This is a genomic window from Mesorhizobium sp. B1-1-7 (assembly GCF_006442705.1).
Classification (GTDB): Bacteria; Pseudomonadota; Alphaproteobacteria; order Rhizobiales; family Rhizobiaceae; genus Mesorhizobium; species Mesorhizobium opportunistum.
Map to the genome: position 1 here is coordinate 245,463 of NZ_VFWQ01000005.1, position 23,392 is coordinate 268,854.

Sequence of the window (23,392 nt, forward strand, 5' to 3'; positions counted from 1 at the left end):
TCTTGACGCGGCTTTCCGGGTTGGGCTCAGGTTCGTTGCTTCAGGCTTTCCCGCACGGCGGCGGCAAGGGCCGCCATTGACGTGAAGTGGTAGTCCGGCGTGGTGAAGCGCTCGGGCTCGATCGTGCCGCCATAGCCCTTCTGGGCGTGCCGGCGCTCGATCCAGCAATTGGTCATGCCAAGCGCCCGGGATATGCCGATATCGTGATACTGGCTTTGCGCGACGTGCAGGATGTCCTCCTTGCTGTCGCCCCTTGAGGCGACGAAATCGAAGACCTTCTGGAAAAAGGCCGGGTCTGGTTTTTCCGTGCCTGTATCGTCGGCAGTGAAGGTGGCGAAAAAGGGCGATCCGAGTTGCTTCTCGAAATGATCGAGCGCCCAGCGCCGGGCATTGGTCATGGCAATCAGCCTGTGCGATTTTGCAAGCTTCGCCAATGCAGCCGCGCTGTCGGGGAAGCCTTGCCAGACGCTGGCGGAGTCCCGCAGGCGCATGCCGTATCTTTCCTCGGCCGGCAGGCCGAGCCGTGGTGCGATGACCCTGTAGACACGCACGAGATCGTCCGGGAACAGGCCTGCATCGGGCATGTAGCGGGCTTGCCGGTAAAGGCTCAGCGCTTCCTCGCCGTCGAGCGGAACGCCGGCCTCGGCGGCAATCCCGGCCAGGCAGGTCGTGATGCCGCCTTCGAAATCGATCAGCGTGCCGACCACATCGAAGGTCATGTATTTGAATTCGCTAAAGCCCCTGGCCAAGACTGGGTCTCCTCTGCACGCGGCCGAATTGCATGTGTTGAACAGAACAAAATTCCGTGCTGTCCGGGGCGTAGGCCTTTTTCGAAGGCCCGGAAATCCGGGCTTTCTGGCCTTGTCTTATCAACAGTCTGGCACTTCCCCCGCGCTGGATTCGCCGAAAAGACGTGAGGGGGCGGCACAAAATTGCGAAATCGTCTGCCCCGGCGCTATTTCGAAACGCAGGGTATTCGTCCGCGGTCATGCCATTGCCTGACGGACATCGGGATCGTCCAGTGTCTGGTCGAGCGTCCGGCGCGTGCGCTCGATGATCGCGTCGATGTCGGCGTCGGTGCAGCAGAGCGGTGGTGCATAGCCGATAACCCCATGCGCAAAGGCACGGATGATCAGGCCGTTGTCCCACGCCCTGTCGAAGACGCGCCGCGCCGGCATGGCCGACGCCGGAAACGGGGTCTTCTTCTGTTTGTCGACCACCAGTTCGATCGCGGCAAGCATGCCGCGGCCGCGCACGTCGCCAACGAGCGGGTGGTCCCTCAGGCCCTCCAAGCCCGCCATCAGGCGAGCGCCGGCCTTGATGCCGTTCTCCAGCAGGCCGTCTTCGTAGAGCTTCAACACTTCAAGCGCGACGGCGGCGCTGACGGGGTGGGCGGAATAGGTGTAGCCGTGACCAACGGCCGAACTGCCCGCGCCGTCGGCGATGACGTCGTAGACATGATCGGCCATGAACACGGCGCCCATGGGAACATAGCCCGAAGTCAGCCCCTTCGCGGTCGTCATGAAATCGGGAACGATGTCCTCATCGGTGCAGGCGAACAAGGGTCCGGTTCGGCCGAAGCCGGTGATCACCTCGTCGGCGATGAACAGGATGCCGTACTCCCGGCAGAGCTCGCGCATCGCCTTTATCCAGCCTTTCGGCGGGACGATGACGCCGCCCGAACCTTGGATCGGCTCGGCATAAAAGGCAGCGACCCGCTCCGGTCCGATTGCCTCGATCTTGGCCTTCAGCGCGGCGCGTGATGCGGCGATGATCGCATTGCCGTCCTCGCCCACCGGGTTGCGGTAGGGATAGGGGGAGGTGATCTTGTGCTGCCATTCAAAGGGAACGCCAAAACCGGCGTGAAAGGCGGGCAGCGCGGTCAGGCCCGCGCCGACCACCGATGACCCGTGATAGCCCTGCTCGATGGAAATGAACTGGTCGCGTTGCGGCTCGCCTTTGGCATTCCAGTAGTAGCGGACGAAGCGGATCGTGCTGTCGACCGCGTCCGACCCGCCGAGCGTGAAATAGACGTGATTGAGGTCGCCTGGCGCGCGCTCGGCCAGTTCCGAGGCGAGGCGGATGGCCGGCTCCGAGCCGAGGTCGAAATAGGCGGTGGCGTAGGGGAGTTCGCGCATCTGCCGGGCCGCAGCCTCGACGATGCTGTCATGGCCATAGCCGGCATTGACGCACCACAGCCCCGCGAAACCGTCAACGAGTTGCCGGCCTGACGCATCGGTCACGGTCGCCCCCTTCGCCGATTTCAAGACGCGCACGCCGAGGGCCTCATGGCCGCGGTATGATGAGACCGGATGGATGAGGTGGGCGCGATCGAGTTCGATCAGGGAATTCGCGAGCATTGTTGTCCTCCTAGCCGAGCGCCTGGTTGGCGAGGGCGTAAACTTTTGGCTTGGTCTGTTCCGCGACGCTCTTGGGCGGACGGTCCATGGCCACGCCTCCGCCGACATGGGTGAGGCCGATTTCCTCGAGCCAACCGGCAATGCCGGTCCTGCTGTCGGTATCCACGCGCAGAAAGGCGCCGGGGCGGTTCGCGGCGAAGAAGGTAATCAGGGCCTTCGCGGTGTCAGCGCTTTCCGCGATGACCGGTCCGATCACCTCACCGCGTCCGAACGGGCGGATTGCGGCATAGGCTTCAATCACGCCGTGGCGGCCGATGATTGCGAATTGGCCGCGCTCGGCCAGCGCATCGATCAGGGTTTGCCGGTCGGCGCCATAGGCGTTGCGGTCCAGCGCCTTGATGTCCGGCAGCTCGTCCATGCTTGCGGCTTCCACTCCATCCGGCACGCCGAGCGCTGCAACCGTACCTTGATGCTGCCGGATCGTGCCGGAGGGCACAAAGCCCAGTTTCTGGTAGAGAGGCATGCCGTCATTCGTCGCGACGAGCCGCAGCGGACGGTCGCCGGCAAGGGCGATGGCCTGATCCATGAGCCGGCGCCCGAGCCCCTTGCCACGCACGTTCCTGTCGACGATCACCATGTTGATCATGGCGCAGTCCGCGCCATAGGGTGTCACCAGGATGGTTCCGGTGACACGGCCCTGGTCGTCGAGCGCGACCGCGCCGCTCGAGAGCTGCAGCGCCATCTGCCAGTCCTGCGGCCGATGCGGCCAATTCTCCTGGCGAGAAAGCGCCACGGCTCCCTCGATATGGTCCGGCCCGAAGTCCTGAATCTCGATCTCGCCCTGCTGCATGAGGCATCCTTCCGTCTGCCCTCAAGTCTCGACCATTGTCGCGTCGCAAATCGTCTGAAGGCTTCGGCCTCGGCGGTATCTTTCGCCGTAGCGCAAGCGGTGCGCCGCATCTTGTGCTGGCGCCCGCCACGGCGGAGGCGCTTCACGTCACGCGCGGCGCCGCGTTCGACACACCAGATGCCACAGCGTGCCAAACCGGATGGTGGATACGGAACTTTCTGCTTTCGGGAGGGCGATTTCGGTCAGGTGGGTCGCCACCACCTGTCCTATGATGAAATGCTTCCCAACGCGAATGTGCTTCCACTGGAGATCGACGGACATGGCTTCTTTCAGGCCCAAATATATTACCTTCGACTGCTACGGTACGTTGACCAATTTCCAGATGGCGGAAGCGGCGCGAGACCTTTACGGCAGCCGGCTCGACGAACCGCGTATGCAGGAGTTCATCAAGAACTTCGCCGCCTATCGGCTCGACGAGATCATGGGTGACTGGAAGCCTTACGCCGACGTTGTCCACAACGCGCTCGAGCGGGCCTGCAAGCGCAATGGTGTTGCCTTCAGCCCTGACGACGCCAGGATGGTCTATGAACGTGTCCCGACCTGGGGGCCCCATGCAGATGTCCCAGCCGGCCTAGCTAAGGTCGCCAAGGAAATTCCGCTGGTCATCCTGTCCAACGCCATGAACGCGCAGATCATGTCCAATGTCGAGAAGCTCGGCGCGCCGTTCCATGCCGTCTACACGGCCGAGCAGGCGCAGGCTTACAAGCCACGGTTCAAGGCCTTCGAATATATGTTCGACAGGTTGGGCTGCGGCCCGGAAGATATTCTTCACTGCTCGTCCTCGTTCCGCTACGACCTGATGTCGGCACATGATCTCGGCATCACGAACAAGGTCTGGGTCAATCGCGGCCACGAACCGGCAAACCCTTACTATGGCTATGTCGAGATATCAGACATTTCGGGTCTCCCGGGAGTGGTCGGGCTTTGAAACAGGCGGATCGTCGATGAAATTGATCTCCTACTGGCACGATACCGCCCCTGTCTTTTCCGGCGGAGCGCAAGGCCCGGTCGAGGGGCACTATGATGCCGTCATCGTCGGTGGCGGCTTCACCGGTCTCGCTGCGGCGCGCCAACTGGCGAAGGCCGGCGCGAAGGTGGCGGTGCTGGAGGCGCAGCGCGTGGGCTGGGGCGCATCCGGCCGCAATGGCGGGCACCTGAACAACGGCCTCGCTCACAGCTACCTCTCTGCCAAGGCGGAACTCGGCAAGGAACGCGCGATCGCGCTCTACCGCACGCTCGACGACTCCGTCGACACCATTGAGGCGCTGGTTGCCGAAGAGGGCATCGACTGCAATTTCCGCCGCGCCGGCAAGCTGAAGCTCGCCTCCAAGCCGCAGCATTTCCAAGCGATCGCCCGCAATTTCGAAGCCCTCCATGCGGAAGTGGATCCGGATACGGCGCTGCTGTCGGCGGTCGACCTCAAATCCGAGATCGGCTCGCCCTTCCACGGCGCGATGCTGTCGAAGAAGAGCGCCATGATGCATATGGGCCGCTATGTGGCAGGCCTTGCGACAGCCGCCGCCCGCCACGGCGCCATCATCCACGAGAATGCGGCGGTGACCGACCGCAAGCAGGTCGGTGGCATCCATGAGCTGACGACCTCCCGCGGCCGCATCAGCGCCGACAATGTGCTGGTAGCGACCGGCGCCTATACCACGCCGAATTTCAGCTATTTTCGCCGCAGGATCATCTCCGTCGGCAGCTTCATCATCGCCACGCGGCCGTTGAGCGACGCCGAGATCACTGCCACCATGCCCGGCAACCGGACATGCGTCACCTCGATGAATATCGGCAACTACTTCCGGCTTTCACCGGACAGGCGCCTGATCTTCGGCGGTCGCGCGCGCTTCTCGGCGACTTCGGACCAGCGCTCGGATTCGAAGAGCGGACAGATATTGCAGGGGGGCCTCGCGGCGATCTTCCCGCAGCTCGCCAAGGTCGAGATCGACTATTGTTGGGGTGGGCTGGTCGACATGACCAAGGACCGTTTTCCGCGGGCCGGCTATCATGACGGGGTCTGGTACGCGATGGGCTATTCCGGCCACGGCGCGCAGCTTTCCACCCATCTCGGCATGGTCCTGGCCGATGCCATGCTCGGCCGCGAAGACCGCAATCCGATGAAGGGGCTCAAGTGGCCTGCCATTCCCGGTTATTCCGGCAAGCCCTGGTTCCTGCCGATGGTCGGCCTCTATTACAAGGCGCTCGACCGGATCCAGTGAGCTTCGATACGGTCCGCTTTGGGCTCTCAGCCAAATGGCCTCAGCTGAGCCCGCCCATGTGGAAGCTCTTCATCTCGAGATATTCCTCGATGCCGACCTGCGCCCCCTCACGGCCGAGGCCGGACTGCTTGACGCCGCCGAAGGGGGCGACTTCCATCGAGACCGAGCCGGTGTTGAGCCCCACCATGCCGAACTCCAGCGCCTCGCCGACGCGCCAGGCGCGTTTCAGGTTCTCGGTGTAGAAGTAGGAAGCAAGCCCGTAGGGCGTGCCGTTGGCGAGCGTGATCGCCTCCTCTTCCGTCTCGAACCGGAAAAGCGGTGCGACCGGGCCGAACGTTTCCTCACCGGCAAGCTGCATGTCCTTCGTGGCGCCGGTCAGCACCAGCGGCGCGACATATTGAGGACCGTCCGGCAATGCCGGCCTCGTTGTGATGATCGAAGCACCCTTGGCGAGCGCGTCCTGGACATGGCGGTTGATCTTCTCGACCGCCGCCATGTTGATCATCGGCCCGATGGCGACACCGGCTTGAGTGCCCGGTCCGACCGTCATGGCGTTGACGCGAGCGGAAAGCTTGGCGGCGAAGGCTTCGTAGACACCGGCCTGGACGAGGATGCGGTTGGCGCAGACGCAGGTCTGTCCGCCATTGCGGAATTTCGAGACAAGCGCGCCCTCGACGGCGAGATCGAGATCGGCGTCGTCGAAGACGATGAGGGGCGCGTTGCCGCCGAGTTCGAGGCTGAGCCGTTTGACAGTATCGGCCGCGCCGCGCATCAGCAGCGAACCGACCCGCGTCGAGCCGGTGAAGGAGATCTTGCGAACGGTCTCGTTGGCCATGATCTCGTTGCCGATCTCGGCCGGCATGCCGGTGACGATGTTGATGACGCCGGCAGGGATGCCCGCGCGTTCGGCAAGCACGCCGAGCGCCAGCGCCGAATAGGGCGTGAACTCGGATGGCTTGATCACAACCGTGCAGCCGGCGGCCAGCGCCGGCGCGACCTTGCGGGTGATCATCGCGTTGGGGAAGTTCCACGGCGTGATGATGCCGCACACACCGACCGGCTCCTTGAGCACGATGATACGCCGGTCCGGCGTCGGCGAGGGGATGGTGTGGCCGTTGATGCGGCGTGCCTCCTCGGCAAACCATTTGACGAAGGACGCCCCGTAGCGGATCTCGCCTTTGGCCTCGTCCAGCGGCTTGCCCTGTTCCGTCGTCAGGATCAGCGCGAGATCGTCCAGATGCGCCAGCATCAGGCCATGCCAGGCCTCCAGGAGGCCAGCGCGCTCGGCGTTGGTCTTCTTCTTCCAGCCAGCATAAGCGGACGCCGCGGCCTCGATGGCCGCCCGGGTCTCATGACCGGCCATGTCGGGCACCGTGCCGATCGCGCATTGAGCAGCCGGATCGACAACATCGACCGTCTTGCCGGAGCCGGCAGCGACCCATTTGCCGTCGATCAGGCCGGCTTCGCGGAAGAGACTTTTGTCTTTGAGATTTTTCATCGAAAACGACCTTGCAATCAGGAGAGCGCTGCGACGACGGCGGCCGTGATGGCCTGCGTTCTGTCTTTGCCCGGAATGGTTCCAATGCCGCGCGCGGTTGTCGCCTCGACCGCTTGCATGACCCGCCCGGCTGCGGCCGCTTCGCCGAGATGGTCGAGCATCATGGCGCCGGACCATATAGTGGCGATGGGATTGGCGATGCCCAGATGCGCGATGTCGGGCGCCGACCCGTGCACAGGCTCGAACATGGATGGTGCCGAGCGGTCGGGATTAATGTTGGCCGAGGCGGCGTAGCCGAGCCCACCCTGGATCGCTGCGCCGATGTCGGTCAGGATATCGCCGAACAGGTTGGAGGCGACGACCACGTCGAGGCTCTCCGGCGCCATGATCATGCGCGCGGCGAGCGCATCGACATGATAGCTGGTGACATCGACGTCAGAGTACTCCGCAGTCAGCTTTCGCGTGATCTCGTCCCAGAACACCATCGAATATGTCTGCGCGTTGGATTTGGTGACGGAGGCGAGCTTGCCGCGCCGTGTCCGCGCCTGCTCGAAGCCGAAGCGCAGGATGCGCTCGACGCCGGCGCGGGTGAAGATCGAGGTTTCCACCGCGACCTCGTCCAGAGTGCCTTGATGCACGCGCCCGCCGGCGCCCGAATATTCGCCCTCGGTGTTCTCGCGGATGCACAATATGTCGAAGCTCTCGGCACGCAGTGGGCCCTTGACGCCCGGCAGCAGGCGGTGCGGCCTGATGTTGGCGTATTGCACGAATGCCTTGCGGATCGGCAGCAGCAGGCCGTGCAACGAAACGGAATCCGGGACCTCCGCCGGCCAGCCGACGGCGCCCAGAAGAATGGCGTCGAAGCCGCGCAAGCTCTCGATGCCGTCTTCGGGCATCATGCGGCCGGTATCCTTGTAGAATTTGCAGGACCAAGGGAACTCGGTTCCCGTCAAGGCAAAGCCCGCGTGTTTGGCTGCGGTCTCCAGCACCGTCCAGGCGGCGGCGGTCACATCGCGGCCGATGCCGTCACCGGGGATCAAAGCGATCAAGTAGGGCTTCATCGGCATCTCTCTAGAGGCTGATCAGGACGCTCTTGGTCCTGCGGTTGGCGAGATAGGCCTCGCGGCCGAGATCCTTGCCGATGCCGGAGCGCTTGTAGCCGCCGGTCGGCAGGATATGGTCGCGCGAGCGGCTGTAGCGGTTGATCCAGACGGTGCCCGCTTCGAGCTTGCCTGCCAGACGGATCGTGCGGGACAGGTCGGCGGTGAACAGGCCGGAAGCCAGCCCGTAGGTTGGATGGCTGGACAACGCCAGCGCCTCTTCCTCGGTCTCGAAGGTCTGGATGGTGAGGACCGGGCCGAAGATTTCCTCGACGATCGCCGGATTGGCCTGGTCGACATCAGAGATCAGCGTCGGCTGGTAGAAATAGCCGGGGCTGTCCATGACGCCGCCACCGGTCAGGCATTCGCCGCCGGCCTCGATCGCGGACCGCACGATGCTGTCGACACGGGCCCGCTGCCGTTCCGAGATAACAGGCGAATACTGCGTCGCCTCGTTCCAGGTCGGGCCGGGCCGCACCGCCTTCATCCTCTCCAGGATGGCAGCCGTCAACCTGTCGGCCACGCTCCTCTCGACGATCAGGCGCGTGCCGGCGACGCAGGCCTGACCGGCATTGAAGGTGACGCTGCCGGCGATGGCCGTCGTGGCCTTCTCCATATCGGCATCGGCAAAGACGATCTGCGGGCTCTTGCCGCCGAGTTCCAGCGTCATCGGCTTGACGCCGGTGCGAGCGACGTTCTCCATGATCGCTGAGCCGGCGCGGGTCGAGCCGGTGAACGAGACCTTGGCGATCTCGGGATGGCCGGTCAGTGCCGTGCCGGTCGTCGGGCCGTCTCCCAGCACGACGTTTATGAGCCCTGCCGGCAGGCCCGCCCTCACGGCGAGTTGCGCCATGTAGACTGCCGAGAAGGGTGTCATTTCCGACGGCTTCAGAACGACCGCATTGCCCGCGGCCAATGCTGGACCAAGCTTCCATCCGGCCATCGAGATCGGGAAATTCCAGGGCGTGATCGCACCGACCACGCCATAGGGCTCGCTCATGATCATGCCGAGAGTGGCGTCGTCGGTCGGCACGAGCTCGCTGCCTTCCTTGTCGGCGAACTCGGCAAAGAAGCGGATCTGCTCGGCGGTGATGGCGATATCGCCGGCAACGAGCTGGCCGACGGGCCGGGTGGAGCACAGCGCCTCGATCCTGGCCAGCGTTTCGGCCTCCGCCTCGATCAGGTCGGCCCAGGCCTGGAGCGCCTTCGTCCGTTCGCGCGGCCGAACGCCGCCCCAGTTGCTGGCCTTCAGCGCCGCCTTGGCGCTTTCCACCGCACGATTGACCATATCGACGCCGGCCACGGGGCAGCCGGCATATGCCTTGCCATCCGACGGACGGCGCATCTCGATGGCACTCTCGGCCGCGATCATCTCCCCGCCAATGAAATGACCGACGGGAAGCGAGACGGTATCCGGATCGAAGCTCAAGCCCATGGTACCCACTCTGGAATATTCTGCAGAAGCCTAGCGCGGGCTCTGGCGCAGCATGCGCCGTTCGACGATCGGTCGCGGATGATTGTTGTGTGCCGGCGATGACAGACGGCAAAATCTGTTGCGGAGGCCGGCGCCTCCGCCCTCCCGTTACCCTACGGTCACGTAGATCTTGCGTACCGTCTCAATGGTCTTCCAAACCCCGGTGAAGCCAGGTTTCATCACGAAGCTGTCGCCGGCGCGATAGGTCACCGGCTTGCCGCCGTCGGGCGTGATTTCGATCAACCCGGAGAGGATGTGGCAGAACTCGAAAGTCTCGCCTTTGATCGAGCGCGTTTCGCCGGGCGTCGCCTCCCAGACGCCGGTATGGACGAGGTCGCCCTTGGCGACATCCTGCGCCCAGGTTTTGAAGCCAGGGTCGCCGGAAATCAGCCGTTCGGGCAGCGCCGCGGATTCGCGCGGCTGGAAGACAGGTCTGGTATCGACGGTCTTGAGCAGGGACAAGGGATGGCCTTTCATGTTGGAGGATCTTGGCTTGATGTGTCTTTGTCCCAGAACCGCTGCACACTTCCGGGTGAGATGCACTTAGTAGCCGCGCGACCGGTCGACGAGCCCGATGGGATCAAGACCGGCGCGGTAACGCCTGATGTTTTCGACAACCGCCTTTGCTGCGCTGGCGGGCTGGGTGACGCTGGCGACATGCGGGGTCAGGATGACCTTCGGATGCAACCAGAACGGATGACCTGCCGGCAGCGGTTCGGGATCGGTGACGTCGATCATCGCCGCCGAAAGGTGGCCGCTGTCGAGCGCGGTGACGAGGGCTTCGTCGTCGAGCTGCGGCCCGCGGCCGGTGTGGACGATTGCCGCCCCCTCAGGCAGTTGCGCAAACAGGCCGGCATCGAGCAAACCGCGCGTCTCCTCGGTCAGCGGCAGCAGGCAGATCAATATGTCGCTGACGGCGAGCATCTCGCTCAGCCCGGGCTCGCCATGGTGGCAGGTCACGCCCTCGATCCGCCGGGGCGAGCGGCTCCATCCGGCGAGCGGAAAGCCGAAGGGCTTCAGGCGGTCGAGGACGGCTTGGCCAAGCTGTCCGAGGCCGAGCACGCCTATCCGGCGCGCCCCGGCCTGGAGCTGCGCGATGTCAGCCCATTCGCCGGCGCGCTGCTGCGCGAGATATCCAGGCAGGTTGCGGTGGAGCGCGAGTACGGCCAGCGTCACATATTCCTGCATCATGCGCACGATGCCTTCCTCGATCATGCGCACGACCTTCACGTTCGCAGGTACCGCATCGAGGCGAAATTGGTCGACGCCGGCGCCGATGGAAAACAGGATTTCCAAGTTCGTATAAACAACGAGATTGTCCGGCACGGTCCAGCTGATCAGATAGCGCACGGCGTCGGGATCGACCGTCGCGGCATCCATCGTGATGGGAACATCCGGCAGTTCTGTCGCGAATACCTCGCAGAAGATCGCGCCGCGGCGTGCATCGGAATTGAACAGGAATGTCATTCCGTTCCTCTCATGCCGCGCAGCGGACGCCCAGAGCCTCGATCACTCGCTGACAGGCGGTGAGTTCGCTGGCAAGGATGTATTCGTTAGGCTTGTGGGCGCGGTCTATGTCGCCGGGTCCGCAAATGATCGCATCGAGCCCGGCGGCCTGGTAAAGTCCGGCCTCCGTGCCGTAGCTGACGGCGGCGAGCGGCGCTTCGCCGGTCAGTTCGCCCAGCAGTGCCGCAAGCGCCGTATCCTGAGGCAGCGACAGCGCCGGATAAGCGCTCATCGGCCTCCACTCGATACGAAAACCGTCGGCCACGAGGGCCTCTGCCCGCGCCTTGACCGGCGCGAGCAGGCTTGCCGGGTCGACACCAGGTATGGCGCGTGCCTCCAGGTCCAAAGTGCAGGTGTCGGGGATGATGTTGACCTGATGTCCGCCTGCCACGACGCCCGCCTGCAGCGAGGAGTAGGGCGGCTCGAAGGCGGCATCGAACGGACCGTGTGTCAGCCGCTCGGCTTCGCTCACGGCGGCGCTCAGCGCATAGGCCATGGCATGGACGGCGTTGAGCCCGAGATCGGGCCTCGAGGAATGGCCCGAGCGCCCGTTGACGATCACCCGGGCGGCGGCCTTACCCTTATGGCCGCGCACGGCGCGCATGCCGCTCGGCTCGCCGACGATGACGCCCAACGGCTTCGCGCACAATTCGGGAAGGTGGGCGATCAAATGCGGCACGCCACGGCATCCGACCTCCTCGTCGTAGGAAAAGGCGAGGTGGATAGGCCCGGCAAGGCGCAGTCCCGTCAGCGCGGGCACGGCCGCGAGTGCCGCGGCAAGAAACCCCTTCATGTCCGTGGTGCCGCGTCCATAGAGCCGTTCGCCCTCCTTGCGCAGTGCGAAAGGGCTCGAACTCCATTGCGGCTCGCTGGCGGGAACGACGTCCATATGGCCGGACAGGATATAGCCGGGGACATCGGCGGGGCCGATCGTCGCGAAAAGATTGGAACGATCGCCTTCCGGCCCCGGAAGCACGGTGACCTGAACTCGGTGTTCAGCGAGATAGGTCTTGATCCAGCCCGCGATATCGCCGTTCGGCCTGCCGGCGACCGTTGGAAAAGCGACGAGACGATCGAGGATGTCGAAGACGTCCATTCCAGTCCTCAAAACGTTCGGGTTCGCCGGGATCGGAGCCGTCGACCATATGCTGCTAGATTTCCAGAGAGAGTGTGTGCATTCTTTCGCGATTGCGTGCCGAAAGCTGAAATGTTTCAGTTGAATCTTGCGTTGCCGCGCGGCTTTCGAGCTGATCGTACCGGTCCGCTCGTTTAGCGTTGGCGGGCAGAGGGTGGCTGTCGTTGTGCCGCGCTCGGTAGGACAATCTTGTAGGGGCATGGACTTGAAGCCGTCCGGAAGCTTGAAAATCGACACTTTCTCGATGCGGATCGGCGACATCGAAGGCGTCGAACTGGACCTCTTGCACGCACACTCGCTCGCCGTGGGATGGCCGCATCGCGCCGAGGACTGGCAGTTCCTTCGCGAAATGGGAGACGGGTTCGTGGCGCTCGACGAGATCGGCCGCGTTCTCGGCTCGGCCATGTGGTTCGCGCATGGTGCCGATTTCGCCACAGTGGGGATGGTCATCACCTCGCCGCGATTGCAGACGCTGGGGGCGGGGCAATGGCTGATGAAGCGGGTCTTCGAGAAGGTCGCCGGGCGCGATCTGCGCCTGAATGCAACGCGCGCGGCAAGGCGGCTCTATCTCTCGCTCGACTTCCAGCCGGAGAAGACCGTCTATCAATGCCAGGGCATCGCCAGCTTGCAGATGACGGGCAGGCCGGCAAATATTCGAGGCGATGTCCGAAGTTTGGGCGAAAATGACATTGCCGCTGTGATCGCGCTCGACGCGGCCGGGTTTGGCGTGAGGCGGGCGGCGCTCATCGAACGGCTTTTCGCACACTCGGCCGGCTATGGTCTTTTCAAGGGCGATACGCTGAGCGCTTTCGCGCTCTGCCGGCCGTTCGGGCGGGGCCATGTCGTGGGACCGGTCGTGGCGGTTAGCGACGCCGACGCGTTGGCGGTCGTCCGGCCGCACGTGGCCGACCATTCGGGGTCTTTCCTGCGCATCGACACCCATATGGACAATGGCGAGTTCGCCGCCTTTTTGTCGCACAGCGGAATGCCGGTATTTGACACGGTGGTGACCATGTCGCTGGGCAAACGCATTGCCGCTGTTCCTTACGGCAGCTCGTTGAGGACCTATGCCTTAGCAAGCCAAACCCTCGGGTAGTTGCCTTCTGTCGCGCAACGGTATCGGCTTGGTCGACCCTGGTTTTATCAATTGCTCGCCTAGGGTGGTCCGCATGGTGTTCTATCCCACCTTGGCCACAGAAAGCGGCCCGTTCGCTCGCGGCCCATTTCGGTCATTCACTACCAGGAGTTCCTGGCGACCTGGGGCTACATTGGCGATATCTCGAAGCTCGTAACCAGTCGTCTTCTTGGTCCTTTGGTTCGCCAGACCATACGAGAGAATACGAAGGAAACGACTTGGCGAACCATCCGCTAACGTTTTCGGTAGAAATTGGCAGCCCTCAGCGACCAACGTAATCCTAATATTTACGGGGCGGTTCGCCGAAATAGAAGCTTCTCGATCTCCAAGCGAGTTTCATTGCTCGCCTCCCGTGGCTAATCTGCCAACGGCGTTCGGTCGCACGGCGTTATTCCTTTACCGCGCCGGTCATTGAGGAAACGTAGTGCTCGACGAAGAATGAATAGAGCACCACCACCGGCAAGGACCCGATCAGCGCGCCGGCCATCAGCGCGCCCCACTCATAGACATCGGAGCGAACCAGCTCGGTGAGCACGCCGACTGGCACCGTCTTCTTTTCGGACGATTGAATGAAGGTCAACGCGTAGATGAACTCGTTCCAGGATAGCGTGAAAGCGAAGATGCCGGCGGAAATCAGGCCAGGGACTGACAGCGGCAGCACGATCTTGGTGAGGATCTGCCAGCGGCTCGCACCGTCGATGAGAGCACATTCTTCCAGTTCGAACGGGATCGAGCGGAAATAGCCCATCAGCAGCCAGGTGCAGAAGGGGACGAGGAAGGTGGGGTAGGTGAGGATCAGCGCGAACGGGGTGTCATAGAGGCCGAGGTTGAACACCATCAGCGATAGCGGGATGAATAGAATCGAAGGCGGCACAAGATAGGCCAGGAACACTGCAAGGCCGACCTGCCGCGCGCCCGAGAATCTCAGGCGTTCGATCGCATAGGCCGCCAGCACCGCTGCCAACAGCGACAGGAAAGTGGCGGCGGTCGAGATGATGATCGTGTTGAGCAGCCAACCAGGATAGGAGGTCTCGAACAGCAGATAACGTACGTGCTGCAATGTCGGGTGATCAACCCAGAACGGGTTGTAGTTCACGTAGTCGGTCATCTCGGCATTCGGCTTGATTGCCGTGATCGTCATCCAGTAGAAGGGAAACAGGAGCACGATCATAAACACCAGAAGCGGCAGATAGACCGTCACAACCCGACGGGGCAGGCTTTGCAAATAGCCCATGCCGCCTTCATCGTTGTTGATGCGTTCCGCTTGCTTGATCGCGGCCATGTCAGTCTCCGCCGCCTTGCTGCCATTTGCGCCGTTGCAAGCCGAAATAGCTGAACAGGATCGCCGCCAGCAGGAAGGGGATCATGGCGACGGCGATTGCCGCGCCTTCGCCGAGTTGGCCTCCGGAAATGCCGCGCTGGAACGATAATGTCGCCATCAGATGAGTGGCGTTTACCGGGCCGCCACGAGTGAGCACATAAATCAGTTGGAAATCGGTGAAGGTGAACAGCACTGAGAAGGTCATAGTGATGGCAATGATCGGCGTCAGCAGCGGCAGGGTCACGTAGCGGAACAACTGCGACCGACTGGCGCCGTCGAGGGTGGCGGCCTCGTATAGCGATTGCGGGATGGTCTGCAGACCCGCCAGCAGAGTGATGGCGACGAATGGAATGCCGCGCCAGACGTTGGCGGCAATAACCGACGCGCGCGCATTGGTCGGGTCGCCGAGGAAGTTGATGCGATGATCGATCAGTCCCATCTGCTGCAGCGCCCATGACAAGATCGAGAACTGCGAATCGTAGATCCACCAGAAGGCGATCGCCGAAAGCACCGTCGGCACCACCCAGGGCAAAAGCACCACTGCACGAAAAAAGGACTTGAAGCGAATGTTCTCGTTGAGGATGAGCGCCAGCCAGAGCCCGAGCGCAAATTTCAGGATCGAAGCGCTGACGGTGTAGAGCAGCGTGTTGAAGACCGAGAGCCAAAAGACGCTATCGCTCCACAGATACTCATAGTTCTCAATACCTACGAAGACGCCAGGGCGGCCGATGCGCGCATCGGTGAAACCGAGCCAGACACCAAGCCCCAGCGGGTATGTCAGGAAGACCAGCAGCAGCACCGCCGCCGGCAGCATGAAGCCGAAGCCCAGGACATTTCGGCTTTCGGCCAGACGCGACAGGATTGATGGGCGCGGCCGAACCGCAGCGGACGTCACGGCCATGGGCGGCTCCTTACGAGGTCTGGTTGCATGGCGACGCAAGCCGCCGTCCGAAACCGACCGGGCAGCATGATCCGCGGCCCGGCTCGGCTAGGGTCAAACGCGATAGTAGCGGTTGGCCCGCTTTTCCGCCTCTTCCATCGCTTCCTGCGGCGTGGCCTGGCCTGTCACGGCCTTGGCGAACATGTCGACCAGAACATAGTCGGCCATGGTGGCCGCCGAGGCGTAGCCGAGCGGCCCGGCATAGCCGTTGGGACGCAGCGTCTCGGAGGCTTTCGCGTATGCCGCATTGTTCGGATCAGCCTTCCAGACCGGATTGTTGGCGAAGGCTTTGAGCGTCTGGCAACAGTAGCATGCCGAGGAGGTGATCCAGTCCGACATTTGCGGATCCTCGAACATGAACTGCAGATAGGCTTTCGCCGCGTTGGGGTAGGGCGTGTAGTTGAAAATGACGGCCGTGGTCACCTGGAACAGCTCGACGGATTTCCCGACCGGACCGATCGGCATGTTGGTCGTGCGCATGTCCTTGGCAATGTCGGTCAGCTTCGGATCATTGTCCTTGTTGACCTTGGCGGTGTTGTAGACGGAAATCCCGTTGGCGATGACGCTCACTTCGCCGGCGAGGAAGGCCCGGTTGTTGTTGACGTCGAGCCAGCTTTCGGTTCCGGGGATGAAGGTCTTGTAGAGCTCCTGCGCATACTGGATCGCCTTGAGCGTCTCGGGGCTGTTGATCGTGACCTTGCCTTTCTCGTCGACCATCTGGCCGCCATGGCTCCACAGCAGCCAATGCGCATAGTTGTTGCCGTCGCCGACGCCGTGGCCATGGGTAAAGCCGGCCGGATGACCTTTGGCCTTGAGCGCCTTGCAGAGCTCGAGGAAGCCGGCCGTGTCCTTCGGAAACTCCGAGAAACCGGCCTCCTTCACCCAGCTTTCGCGGTAGACGATGGCGTTGCCGATGGTGGCCAGAGGCAGGCCCACGAACTTACCCTCGCGCGTCGCATATTGTTTCGGCCCGTCATACCAGCCGCCATATTTGTTGCCGAGATAATCGCCCAGTTCCGACACATCGAGCAGCTTGTCGGGGTACTGGTGCGGATCATCGAACCAGACGAACATCAGGTCCGGACCCGAGCCGACATTGGCGGCGACCGCAGCCTTGGGCCGAATGTCTTCCCAACTCTCCTTGTCGACGCGGACCTCCACCCCCGTTGCTTCCGTGAACCGTTTGGTGTTTTTCAGCCACTGGTCCTCGTCGCCCTGCACGAAAGGCGACCAGCGCAGCAGTCTGAGCTTCGCGCCATCCTCCGGTTTGTACGTCAAAGCCTCCTTGGCGAAGGCCGGAGAGCCGACGAACCGGCTCCCCAACGCGCCGGCGGCGGCGCCGGCCGTCGTACGGATCACGTCGCGTCTGGTGAATCTCATGCTCGTTTCCTCCTGTGTTTTCCTCGTTGCGTGTTGCCCTACTGCTGCGGGAGGCTCATGCGCTTGCCGGTTTCGCCGTGAAAGAGATGAACGAGACCAGGTTCGACCGACAGCCGGATGGTTTCTCCCGGCGCGAAGGAATGGCGTTCCCGAAAATTGGCGACGACATCCTCGCCTCCCGCCGTCCGGCCTATGATCTGTACTTCCGAGCCGGTTGGCTCGATCACCACCACGGTGACCGCAATCCCATTGTCGCCGAGCCGCAAATGCTCTGGCCGTATCCCCAGCACGACAGGCTCGCCATTGCCGATGGAGAACGGCGCGGCCAAAGGCACCGAAATCCCTCCCGCGCCCTGAAAACGCGGCGTGCCTTCGGTCAGGATTGTTCCCTTGAGCATGTTCATGGCGGGAGAGCCGATGAAGCTTGCCACGAACAGGTTGTTCGGGCGGTCGTAGAGCTCCAGCGGCGACCCGATTTGCTCGACCATACCGTCGTGCATGACCACAATCTTGTCGGCCATGGTCATGGCCTCGATCTGGTCGTGCGTGACATACACCGTCGTGGTCTTCAGCCGCTGGTGCAACTCCTTGATCTCGGCGCGCATTTGCACCCTGAGCTTGGCATCGAGATTGCTGAGCGGCTCATCAAACAGGAACACCTGCGGATTGCGCACGATCGCGCGGCCCATGGCGACGCGTTGACGTTGGCCGCCTGAAAGCTGCCGCGGATACCGCGACAGAAGCGGAACAAGCCCAAGGATTTCTGCTGCCCGACCGACGCCTGCATCGCTCTCCGCCTTCGGAACGCCCTTGAGCATCAGCGAGAACGCCATGTTCTCCGCAACCGTCATGTGCGGGTAGAGCGCGTAATTCTGAAAGACCATGGCCACGTCGCGTTCCTTAGGAGCAACGTCATTGACGATCCGGCTGCCAATCGAGATATGGCCCCGCGAAATCTTTTCCAGACCGGCAATCATCCGCAGGAGCGTGGATTTCCCGCAGCCGGAGGGCCCGACGAGCGTGACGAACTCGCCGTCTTCGATATCGACGCTGACGCCATGCAGAACCTCAGTGGCCCCGAAGGATTTGTAGACATCGCCAATCGCGACAGCCGCCATCGAACTCCTCCCGATGGTTCCTGCGAAAACGTCGCGAGGAGCCGTTGTATCAGGCGTGGCTTGAAACGGATGCCGGCAGTGCGGCGATCCACCACTTGCGTCGGCGACGTCTGCCTCCAGATCCCCGGTCACGCGACTCTGAAACGGTAGCGCTACCAAATCCGCCTGTAAAGCGGGCATGCAGGAACCGCAGAACAGCGGGTCTATGGTCCAAATCCGTGGCCGAAGGGCGCCATCTTGGAACTCGGCTGCGGCCAAGTTGGTGGAAGGTGACCGGCCCGCTGGAGTATCGTCAAATCCTTGCGCGGCGACTGAAGCAGCTGATGACGGATGGAGCGGCCATTACCGTGGCATCGCCCATCCGCCTCGCTGATCAGGGCAAGACCACTGTTGCCGCTCTCGCGTGGCAAGAGACGCGGACTGACGATATACGTGCCCACTACTCCGAACCAATGACCAGCGCCAAGGTCGCTGCCGCTGAGAAGGAAACTGAAAATGTCCTTGCATAGGATCGCGGTGATCGGTGGCGACGGAATCGGCCCCGAGGTGGTTGAGGCCGGCGTCGAGGTGCTGGAGACCTTGGCTGCCGCGGAATTCGGTCTTGCCTTCGAGTTCAAGCGCTTCGATTGGGGCTCGGACTATTATCGCCGCAATGGCCGCATGATGCCGCAGGATGGGCTTGCTCGGCTTGAAAATTTCGACGCGATCTATTTCGGCGCGGTTGGCGACCCGGAGCTCCCCGACGACATCACGCTATGGGGCTTGCGCCTGGCGATCTGCCAGGGGTTTGACCAGTATGCAAATGTGCGGCCAACGCGCCTTCTGCCCGGGTTGACAGGCCCGCTGCGGCCCGACCTCGGCCAACAGATCGACTGGGTGATCGTACGCGAGAACAGCGAAGGCGAATATGCGGGGGTTGGCGGTCGCGCCCATCGTGGATTGCCCATCGAAGTCGGCATGGACGTTGCTGTCTTCACCCGCGCCGGTATTGAGCGTATCGCCCGTTTTGCCTGCGATCTTGCCTTGTCGCGCCCTCGCAAGCTGCTGACCGTCGTAACCAAATCGAACGCACAGCGCCATGGCATGGTGCTCTGGGACGAAGTCGTGCGCGAAGTAGTCCACGGCTACCCAGGGCTGACCGTTGACTGGATGCTGGTCGACGCCATGACGCAAAGAATGGTCAACAGGCCCGGCAGCGTGGACACTGTGCTGGCGACCAACCTGCACGCCGACATCCTGTCTGATCTGGCGTCGGCGCTTGGGGGTTCGCTGGGAATCGGCCCAACCGCGAACATTGAACCGTCGCGCACCCGCCCATCGATGTTTGAGCCGATCCATGGCTCCGCATTCGACATCACCGGCAAAGGCATCGCCAATCCGCTTGGATCGTTCTGGACGGCAAGCCTGATGCTCGACCATCTCGGCGAGCACGCCGCGGCGCGGCGCCTAATGGTAGCGATTGAAATCGTCACCGGCCGGGGGGAGCATCTCAGTCCGGATCTTGGGGGGATGGCCCGCACCGCCGAGGTCACCGCTGCAGTGATTGCGGCGCTGTCAGGTCTAAACAGCACGAGTTCATCTCCGCCGGTCGGATAGACAGTCACGGTTGCTCGCTTGCAAGTCGCATGACGAGATACCCTACATAAGGTGCTTGGGGTTGGTGACTGTCGGCCGCGGCTTGCGAGATGCGGTCCCAAGCAGGCGCGTGGAGCACTCCTGGCGGCATGCCCAGCGCCACGGGAACGATGGCGGGCTGGGCAGCGAGACTGTCGAGTCCGCCATGGCTTGGTTCGATTCCTCGGAATCGAGGACACCTAGGAGGATGCATTGCGCCGGTCGGCGAAGATCGCCGCTCGGTTGACCGCGTCGCAGCAGGGCCACCCCTTGTGCCGCCGGCTCGGGAGTGGGCTCGTGTTTTCACCTCACCGGCGCGACAGGCAAGGAGAGATCGAGCGCATAGACGATGTTGGGAAACGGCGTCACGATGCCGGCCATATAAATCAGCTTCACCGTTGCCCGACAGCTGACGTCGCAGGCGACCGCTTCGAGATTGTGGTGTCGCCACAAGCCGACTCGAGCCTCCGGCAGAAGGCGATCACGGCTTCTCGCACCGACCTCGATCACGTTCGTCCTCGACCGCGGCGGGCGGACGCTGATGCGGGATGTAAGCATGTTGCCCCCGCAGGGCGCAGGTCTGCGTGCCTGATGCGCCGTGAGACCGATCGCAACGCGGCGGCAAAATCCTGTCCAATTCACCTGCGGTCAGTCAGTTTTCAATAACGTTTACGGGCTAGGCTCAGTCTGGTTTTGTTGCTTTCGGAGGAGCAACTAACCGGAGGAGCCCAGCTTGGCATCAAAACCAGCGAAGAAGGCGGGAGAAGATTCGGAGTCGGTAGGGCTTGCCGCATTGGCCAAATTGGCAAGGACTTCCTACGAGGGCCGCCAGTGCGATCTGGACGCTAAACTTCAAAGTCTCGAAGCCCAGGCCCTACGGTTTGCGACTGTCATTGATAATATCTCCCAAGGTATCTGTTTATTTGATCCCGAGGAGCGGTTGATATTATCGAACCCTCGGTATTCTGAAATTTACCGGGTGCCGCCCGAGCGTCTTGTCCCGGGCATCACACTGCGGGAGATCGTGGTGCACCGCGTCGCCGCAGGGACATCCGCAATGTCGGTCGACGAATATCTTGCTTTGGCCAGATCAGTTAATTCAGGTGCGATATCGCGAACGTGGGCTGCCGATCTTGCCGACGGACGAACGGTGCAAGTCTATCATCACCCTATGCCGGACGGCGGTTGGGTTTCGACCCACGAGGATGTCACCGAGCTAATCGCTACACGCCAGATAGTCGACGAGCGGATATCGCTGCAGACCTTGATCGACTGGGTACCCGATTACCTTTGGGTCAAAGATTCGGAAAGCCGCTTCATTGTGGCCAATAGGGCGCTCGCAGCCGACAGCGGGCGCGAAACGACCCGCGACATGATTGGATTGACAGACTTCGATCTTCACGCCCCCGAGCTTGCGAGCAAATTTCGAGCCGACGAATTGAGTGTTCTGCAGACGGGGCAGCCGATGATCGATGAGGAAGAATTCGTTGTCGATCGTTCAGGGGCGGGCAAATGGCTTTCCTCAACCAAGGTACCGTTGCGTAACGACCGAAATGACGTCTTTGGCCTGGTCGGCATTGCTCACGACATAACAGGCCGCAAGCGGGAAGACATGCTCCGCACCGGGCAGGCAGAAATCCTTGAGATGATTGCGACCGGCGCGCCGCTGGACGACGTGCTGGACCGCCTGATGCGTCTCATGGAATCACAACTCACGGGGATTCTGGGTTCGGTGCTGCTCCTCGACAAGGAGGGCCGGCATCTGCGGCACGGCGCGGCGCCGAGCTTGGCGGAAGGGTACATAAATGCCATCGATGGAGTCGCCATCGGACCCAAGGTCGGATCTTGCGGGACCGCTGTGTTTCGACGCGAACCGGTTGTAGTTGCCGACATCATGCGAGATCCTCTCTGGGACGATTATCGCGACCTGGCGGAGAGGTACGGTTACCGCTCTTGCTGGTCCACCCCGATAGTTTCCCACCAAGGCGCTGTTCTGGGTGTCTTTGCAATGTACTCCATGACGGTTCGTGAGCCCGCGGAGGCCGAGACCCGTCTGATCAACTTTACCACTCGCATCGCCGGCATCGCCATCGAGCGCAAGAAGGCGGAAGACCAGATCCACTTCATGGCCAACCATGATGTGCTTACCGGACTGCCCAATCGAGCCTTGCTTCAGGACCGACTTTCGCAGGCGATTTTACACGCCCAAAGATATGATCGCTGGGTTTCGGTCGTCTTCATCGATCTGGACAATTTCAAGCTCATCAATGACACGCTCGGCCACAACGCAGGCGACAGGCTGCTCAAAACAGTCGCCGAACGGATGGTGGGGTGCATCAGTTCGACCGATACTATCGTTCGACTTGGTGGTGACGAGTTCGTCCTTGTGCTTTCGGATCAACCGAAGAACGTCGACCTCATCGCAGAAACGCTGCAGAAACTCCGTACGGCAATAGCGGAGCCACTTCAATTGGGCGACCATTGCGTAAGGGCGACAGCAAGCATCGGTATCGCAACTTACCCAAAAGATGGAAAAGCCCCGGAAAGCCTCGTGGCCAATGCCGATGCTGCAATGTATCGGGCGAAAGCGGTCGGGCGCGACAACTTCCAGTTCTATGCTCCGGAGTTCAACACCAGGGCTCATGAACGCTTCTTATTGCAGGAAGAGCTTCGAACTGCGCTGGCTCGATCACAGTTCGAGCTCTTCTATCAGCCGCAGATAGATCTCCGATCCGTGCAGATCGTGGCCGTAGAAGCGTTGATACGCTGGAACCATCCAGCACACGGGGCGATGGCCCCAGTTGGCTTCATCCCCACGGCCGAGGAGACAGGCCTGATCGTGCCCATAGGCGATTGGGTCCTGCATGAGGCTTGTCGGCAGAACAAGGCTTGGCAAGATCTCGGATTGGAGCCGATCACCGTTTCCGTGAATGTCTCGGCTCGCCAATTCAGCGAAAAAAACCTGGTTGAACGTGTCGTTCACGCGCTCAGTGAGAGTGACCTGGAGGGCTGCTATCTCGAACTTGAACTCACAGAAAGCCTGATCATGCAGGACGTCGGTCTGGCAGTCACAACGATGAACAAACTCCAAAGCTTAGGGGTTCAGATTTCGATCGACGATTTCGGCACAGGGTATTCAAGCCTGAGTGCTCTCAAGACATTTCCAATCGCACGGCTAAAAATCGACAAGTCGTTTATCGACGACGTCGCCACGAACGAAGACGATCAGGCGGTCGCGAGTGCCGTCATATCGCTCGGTCAAAAACTGAAAATGAGAGTCATTGCGGAAGGAGTCGAGACTGACGAGCAGGTGGCGTTTCTACGCAAAAACAATTGCGATGAGATGCAGGGTTATCACTTCAGCAAACCGGTATGCTCACGAGAGATCGAAAGGTTGCTGGAGAGCCGCAGCAGATAGCTCAGATTGCGTTGATCGCCGACGTCGACCGAAAAAGGCTTCAGCCCTCACGTGATGGCGACCCATGCAGGAGTGAGTGGCGGCGGTCGCGATGCGGGTCATCCCGCCTGACTGCTCGGCCCAGGGTCTTTCAACATTTGAGGCCCGACGGTAGGCGCCGGAAGCGCGTGACGCCGTTGCCTCCCGGATCATTGCCAACACGTAGCCGGCGTCAAAGACGAGGCTGAACTTGTGCCGCTTTCAAAGCAACCGCTGGGCCGTTAG

Annotated in this window: 20 protein-coding genes; 5 read left to right on the forward strand and 15 right to left on the reverse strand. The window is 62.1% G+C overall.

The window, feature by feature from the left end:
* Window positions 1–26: 26 nt before the first annotated feature.
* From FJ978_RS10535 to FJ978_RS10550, 4 genes are all read right to left on the reverse strand, one after another.
* Window positions 27–749, reverse strand: coding sequence for an HAD-IA family hydrolase (locus tag FJ978_RS10535; protein WP_013894054.1), 723 nt, complete (start codon window positions 747–749; stop codon window positions 27–29).
* A 237-nt stretch (window positions 750–986) separates the two neighbouring features.
* Complete coding sequence (locus tag FJ978_RS10540; RefSeq protein WP_013894055.1) at window positions 987–2,360, reverse strand: aspartate aminotransferase family protein; 1,374 nt, start codon at window positions 2,358–2,360, stop codon at window positions 987–989.
* A 10-nt stretch (window positions 2,361–2,370) separates the two neighbouring features.
* Window positions 2,371–3,210 (reverse strand): GNAT family N-acetyltransferase, encoded by an 840-nt coding sequence (locus FJ978_RS10545; protein WP_013894056.1) that lies wholly within the window; start codon window positions 3,208–3,210, stop codon window positions 2,371–2,373.
* 147 nt (window positions 3,211–3,357) lie between these two features.
* Window positions 3,358–3,531, reverse strand: coding sequence for a hypothetical protein (locus tag FJ978_RS10550; RefSeq protein WP_224729596.1), 174 nt, complete (start codon window positions 3,529–3,531; stop codon window positions 3,358–3,360).
* Between FJ978_RS10550 and FJ978_RS10555 the strand changes: the two genes are divergently transcribed.
* Together FJ978_RS10555 and FJ978_RS10560 are read left to right on the forward strand one after the other, a co-directional pair.
* Complete coding sequence (locus tag FJ978_RS10555; protein WP_013894057.1) at window positions 3,530–4,198, forward strand: haloacid dehalogenase type II; 669 nt, start codon at window positions 3,530–3,532, stop codon at window positions 4,196–4,198. The genes FJ978_RS10550 and FJ978_RS10555 overlap by 2 nt on opposite strands.
* Window positions 4,199–4,214: 16 nt before the next feature.
* Window positions 4,215–5,489: an FAD-binding oxidoreductase gene (locus FJ978_RS10560; protein ID WP_013894058.1), complete on the forward strand. Its 1,275-nt coding sequence runs from the start codon at window positions 4,215–4,217 to the stop codon at window positions 5,487–5,489.
* Between the two features lie 40 nt (window positions 5,490–5,529).
* Here the strand turns inward: FJ978_RS10560 and FJ978_RS10565 are convergent, their stop codons facing one another.
* The 6 genes from FJ978_RS10565 to argE all read right to left on the reverse strand — a co-directional run bounded on the left by FJ978_RS10565 (window position 5,530) and on the right by argE (window position 12,163).
* Window positions 5,530–6,987, reverse strand: coding sequence for an NAD-dependent succinate-semialdehyde dehydrogenase (locus FJ978_RS10565; protein ID WP_013894059.1), 1,458 nt, complete (start codon window positions 6,985–6,987; stop codon window positions 5,530–5,532).
* 17 nt (window positions 6,988–7,004) lie between these two features.
* Window positions 7,005–8,048 carry a tartrate dehydrogenase gene (locus FJ978_RS10570; RefSeq protein WP_013894060.1) on the reverse strand — a complete coding sequence of 348 codons (1,044 nt, stop codon included), beginning with the start codon at window positions 8,046–8,048 and terminating at the stop codon, window positions 7,005–7,007.
* Window positions 8,049–8,058: 10 nt separating this feature from the next.
* On the reverse strand, window positions 8,059–9,522 hold the full coding sequence (locus FJ978_RS10575; protein WP_013894061.1) for an aldehyde dehydrogenase: 1,464 nt from the start codon (window positions 9,520–9,522) through the stop codon (window positions 8,059–8,061).
* Between the two features lie 147 nt (window positions 9,523–9,669).
* Window positions 9,670–10,023, reverse strand: a complete 354-nt coding sequence (locus FJ978_RS10580; protein WP_041164678.1) for a cupin domain-containing protein — start codon at window positions 10,021–10,023, stop codon at window positions 9,670–9,672.
* A gap of 81 nt (window positions 10,024–10,104) precedes the next feature.
* The gene (locus FJ978_RS10585; protein WP_013894063.1) at window positions 10,105–11,028 is read right to left on the reverse strand and encodes a glyoxylate/hydroxypyruvate reductase A; all 924 of its coding nucleotides are present in this window, start codon (window positions 11,026–11,028) and stop codon (window positions 10,105–10,107) included.
* Between the two features lie 10 nt (window positions 11,029–11,038).
* The gene (gene argE, locus FJ978_RS10590) at window positions 11,039–12,163 is read right to left on the reverse strand and encodes an acetylornithine deacetylase (RefSeq protein ID WP_013894064.1); all 1,125 of its coding nucleotides are present in this window, start codon (window positions 12,161–12,163) and stop codon (window positions 11,039–11,041) included.
* Between the two features lie 238 nt (window positions 12,164–12,401).
* Between argE and FJ978_RS10595 the strand changes: the two genes are divergently transcribed.
* Window positions 12,402–13,298 carry a GNAT family N-acetyltransferase gene (locus tag FJ978_RS10595; protein WP_140572160.1) on the forward strand — a complete coding sequence of 299 codons (897 nt, stop codon included), beginning with the start codon at window positions 12,402–12,404 and terminating at the stop codon, window positions 13,296–13,298.
* Window positions 13,299–13,725: 427 nt separating this feature from the next.
* Here the strand turns inward: FJ978_RS10595 and FJ978_RS10600 are convergent, their stop codons facing one another.
* The 4 genes from FJ978_RS10600 to ugpC all read right to left on the reverse strand — a co-directional run bounded on the left by FJ978_RS10600 (window position 13,726) and on the right by ugpC (window position 18,096).
* Complete coding sequence (locus tag FJ978_RS10600) at window positions 13,726–14,619, reverse strand: carbohydrate ABC transporter permease (protein ID WP_140572102.1); 894 nt, start codon at window positions 14,617–14,619, stop codon at window positions 13,726–13,728.
* Window position 14,620: 1 nt separating this feature from the next.
* Window positions 14,621–15,559: a sugar ABC transporter permease gene (locus FJ978_RS10605; RefSeq protein ID WP_013894067.1), complete on the reverse strand. Its 939-nt coding sequence runs from the start codon at window positions 15,557–15,559 to the stop codon at window positions 14,621–14,623.
* Window positions 15,560–15,652: 93 nt separating this feature from the next.
* A complete protein-coding gene (locus FJ978_RS10610; protein ID WP_013894068.1) occupies window positions 15,653–16,978 on the reverse strand; it encodes an ABC transporter substrate-binding protein in 1,326 nt (441 codons plus the stop codon).
* Between the two features lie 38 nt (window positions 16,979–17,016).
* Window positions 17,017–18,096 (reverse strand): sn-glycerol-3-phosphate ABC transporter ATP-binding protein UgpC, encoded by a 1,080-nt coding sequence (gene ugpC / locus FJ978_RS10615; protein ID WP_013894069.1) that lies wholly within the window; start codon window positions 18,094–18,096, stop codon window positions 17,017–17,019.
* A gap of 495 nt (window positions 18,097–18,591) precedes the next feature.
* Between ugpC and FJ978_RS10620 the strand changes: the two genes are divergently transcribed.
* The gene (locus FJ978_RS10620; protein WP_140572103.1) at window positions 18,592–19,692 is read left to right on the forward strand and encodes a tartrate dehydrogenase; all 1,101 of its coding nucleotides are present in this window, start codon (window positions 18,592–18,594) and stop codon (window positions 19,690–19,692) included.
* A 321-nt stretch (window positions 19,693–20,013) separates the two neighbouring features.
* On the opposite strand, the gene FJ978_RS32765 is transcribed toward FJ978_RS10620, so the two are convergent.
* The gene (locus tag FJ978_RS32765) at window positions 20,014–20,163 is read right to left on the reverse strand and encodes a hypothetical protein (protein ID WP_167313555.1); all 150 of its coding nucleotides are present in this window, start codon (window positions 20,161–20,163) and stop codon (window positions 20,014–20,016) included.
* A gap of 280 nt (window positions 20,164–20,443) precedes the next feature.
* Between FJ978_RS32765 and FJ978_RS10625 the strand changes: the two genes are divergently transcribed.
* Window positions 20,444–23,128 (forward strand): EAL domain-containing protein, encoded by a 2,685-nt coding sequence (locus FJ978_RS10625; RefSeq protein ID WP_013894072.1) that lies wholly within the window; start codon window positions 20,444–20,446, stop codon window positions 23,126–23,128.
* Window positions 23,129–23,392 lie beyond the last annotated feature (264 nt).